We start from the raw sequence: 3,627 nt of genomic DNA on the forward strand, positions 1-3,627 counted from the left end.
ATGCGATCGTCGGCAGCGTCAGATGTGTATAAGAGACCACCGACGGGTGGTGTGCTGCCGCGTCCTGCGGTTCCCGTGCAGTTTCGCTTTGAGGTAACTAGGGACCAAGTGGGGATTTGATGGACCAACAGAGCACCCGCACCGACATCACTGTCAACGTCGACGGTTTCTGGATGCTCCAGGCGCTCCTGGACATCCGGCACGTCGCGCCAGAGTTGCGGTGCCGGCCATACGTGTCTACCGACTCGAGCGACTGGATCAACGAGCATCCCGGAATGGCGGTGATGCGCGAGCAGGGCATAGTCGAGAACGACCAGGTGAACGAGCACGTGGCCGCGCGGATGAGAGTGCTCGCGGCGCCCGACTTGGAAGTGGTCGCTTTGTTGTCCCGAGGCAAGCTCGCCTACGGCGTGCTCGATGACACGAATCAGCCCCCGGGCTCGCGCGATATCCCCGACAACGAGTTTCGGGTGGTCCTGGCGCGCCGCGGACAGCACTGGGTGTCGGCGGTTCGGGTTGGCGGTGAGATCACCGTCGACGACGTCGCCGTCGCGGACAGCGCCTCGATCGCGTCCCTGGTGATCGACGCGCTGGAGTCCATCCACCACGCCGAACCCGCGGCGATCAACGCGGTCAACGTGCCGCTGGAAGAAATGCTGGAAGCGACGAAGTCGTGGCAGGAGTCGGGGTTCAACGTGTTCTCCGGTGGTGACCTGCGCCGGATGGGCATCAGCGCCGCCACCGTGGCCGCGCTAGGCCAGGCGCTGTCCGACCCGGCCGCCGAGGTTGCTGTGTACGCCCGCCAGTACCAGGACGACGCCAAGGGCCCCAGCGCGTCAGTGCTGTCACTCAAAGACGGCTCCGGCGGCCGCATCGCGCTCTATCAGCAGGCCCGCACCGCGGGGTCGGGGGAGGCGTGGCTGGCCATCTGTCCGGCGACCCCACAGCTCGTGCAGGTGGGCGTCAAAACTGTGCTGGACACGCTTCCCTACGGCGAGTGGAAAACGCACAGCAGGGTCTGACATTCGCGCGAAACACAGAGTTCACCAATGTCTTTGCACTCAACATGCGCTTGAGCTGCGAACACGGCATACTTCTCTCAAGGCATCAGCAAATCTCAAACCGGTGTCAACCACAACTCTTAATCGCAAGGCGAGGCAGATGGAATTCCAATTAGTCGGAATGCACTTTGCGGGGGGCCGCAGCACCTCGACGAGTACACCGGCGCACGCCCGCGCGCGACTGGCGGCACGGGCTCACACATTCATCACGGTAGGGAGTGCAACGCGATGACTGCGGTAGTTGAAGTACCACAGACTGACGTAGAGGGAATCTCGCAGCCTCAGGCAGTCGTCGTCGGCGTGATGGCCGGCGCGGGCGTCCAGATCGGCGTCCTGCTGGACGCCAACGCCCCCGTCTCGGTGATGACCGATCCGTTGCTGAAGGTGGTCAACAGCCGGCTCCGGGAGCTCGGCGAGACTCCGCTGGAGGCGTCGGGCCGGGGCCGATGGGCGCTGTGCCTGGTGGACGGCTCGCCCTTGCGGGCCACCCAATCGCTGAGCGAGCAGGACGTCTACGACGGCGACCGGTTGTGGATCCGGTTCATCCAGGACACCGAGCACCGCTCGCAGGTCATCGAGCACATCTCCACCGCGGTCGCGGCGGACCTCAGCAAGCGCTTCGCCGCCATCGACCCGGTCATCGCGGTGCAGGTCGGCGCGTCGATGGTGGCCATCGGGGTGACGACCGCCGCCGGCCTGCTCGGCTGGTGGCGCTGGCACCACAACTCGTGGCTGCCGACCGTGTACGCGGGCGTGATCGGCGCGGTGGTGCTGGGCGTTTCGCTGATGCTGTTGATGCGGGCGCACACGCAGCAGGAACGGCGCGTAGCCGACACCATGCTGTTGAGCAGCCTCGCCCCCCTGTCGATCGCGGCGGCGTCGGCGCCGCCCGGCGGCGTCGGATCGCCGCACGGCGTATTGGGCTTCGGGGTCCTCACCATCGCCGCAATCCTCGCGCTGCGCTTCACCGGACGTCGGTTGGCGATCTACACCGCGATCGTCACCGTCAGCCTGATCGCAGCGGTGGCCGCGCTGGCACGCATGGTCGCCATGACCAGCGCAGTGACGCTATTTACCTGCGTCGTGCTGGTGTCCGTCATGATCTACCAGAGTGCGCCGGCAATCTCGCGGCGCCTGGCCGGCATCCGGTTGCCCGTCTTCCCGTCGGCCACCAGCCGGTGGGTGTTCGAGGCACGGCCCGACCTGCCCACCACCGTGGTGCGCTCCGACGGCGGTCCTCCGGTTCTTGAGGGACCCGCCTCGGTCCGCGACGTGTTGACCCAGGCCGAACGCGCCCGCTCCTTCCTGTCGGGTTTGCTGATCGGGCTCGGCGTGCTGATGATCGTCTCCCTGACCGCGCTGTCGGATCCGCACACCGGACAGCGCTGGCTGCCCGTCTTGCTGGCCGGTTTCAGCGCGGGCTTCCTGATGCTGCGCGGCCGCTCCTACGTCGACCGCTGGCAGGCGATCACCCTGGCCGGAACGGCCGTGCTGATTGTCGGTGCGGTCGTGTTGCGCTACGCGCTGGTGCTGCAGTCCCCGCTCGCCGTCTCGATAAGCGCGGCGATCTTGGTTCTGTTGCCGGCCGCGGGACTGACATCGGCGGCTGTGGTGCCGAACACCGTCTACAGCCCGCTATTCCGCAAATTCGTGGAATGGATTGAATACCTCTGCCTGATGCCGATTTTCCCGCTGGCATTGTGGTTGATGAATGTCTATGCAGCAATCCGCTATCGCTAACGGCAAGGTGTGGCGTGGTCGCGCATCCGCCGCGACCGTTGCCGCCACGCTGCTCGCGTCGGGCGCACTAGCCGGCTTGCCGCCGGCGTACGCGATTTCGCCCCCGACGATCGACGCCGGCGCGGTACCGCCGGACGGTCCGCCGGGGCCGGGGGCGCCGATGAAGCAGAACTCGTACTGCACCGAGGTCGGTGTGCTGCCCGGGACCGACTTCCGGCTGCAACCCAAATACATGGACATGCTGAATCTGCAGGAGGCATGGCAGTTCGGTCGTGGTGCCGGCGTGAAGGTGGCCGTCATCGACACCGGTGTGACGCCGCACCCCAGGTTTCCGCACCTCATTCCCGGCGGCGACTACATCATGGCCGGTGACGGGCTGTCCGACTGCGATGCGCACGGCACCATCGTGGCGTCGATGATCGGTGCGGCATCGGCCAACGGCGCGGGGGTGCCACCGGCGGCACCGCGCAAGCCGGTCACCATCCCCACCACCGAGCCACCGCCCAAAGCGCCACCCCCGCAGACGGTGACCCTGTCACCGCTGCCACAGACCGTGACGATGGTCCCCCCGACTCCGCAGGAGCAGCAACTGCCTCCTGGGCCCTTCGGGGCACCGCCGCCGGCACCGGCGGCTCCACCAGCCGCGGGTCCGCCCGCGGGTTCGCCTCCGGGACCACCCCAGGGTGGTCAGCCTCCCAACGGGCAAGCCCCGGCGGCCAGTCACGGTGGCGGCACGGTGACCATCCCCGGTTACTCCGGTGGCGAACCCGCGGGCGGACCCGCGGCTGGTGGAGCCGCCGGTGCCGGCGGCGGTGCCCCGAAGGGC

3 protein-coding genes are annotated in these 3,627 nt (G+C 67.5%); all 3 read left to right on the forward strand.

Annotated elements, in window-relative coordinates:
- Nucleotides 1–119: 119 nt before the first annotated feature.
- Complete coding sequence (locus A5782_RS10705; protein ID WP_067099202.1) at nucleotides 120–1,022, forward strand: ESX secretion-associated protein EspG; 903 nt, start codon at nucleotides 120–122, stop codon at nucleotides 1,020–1,022.
- A 267-nt stretch (nucleotides 1,023–1,289) separates the two neighbouring features.
- Nucleotides 1,290–2,801 (forward strand): type VII secretion integral membrane protein EccD, encoded by a 1,512-nt coding sequence (gene eccD, locus A5782_RS10710; RefSeq protein ID WP_067099204.1) that lies wholly within the window; start codon nucleotides 1,290–1,292, stop codon nucleotides 2,799–2,801.
- Nucleotides 2,779–3,627 (forward strand): S8 family serine peptidase (locus A5782_RS10715; protein ID WP_231986643.1); only part of this gene is annotated, 849 nt, incomplete at its 3' end. The genes eccD and A5782_RS10715, both read left to right, overlap by 23 nt.

This window comes from Mycobacterium sp. 852002-40037_SCH5390672 (assembly GCF_001665875.1).
Lineage (GTDB): Bacteria > Actinomycetota > Actinomycetes > Mycobacteriales > Mycobacteriaceae > Mycobacterium.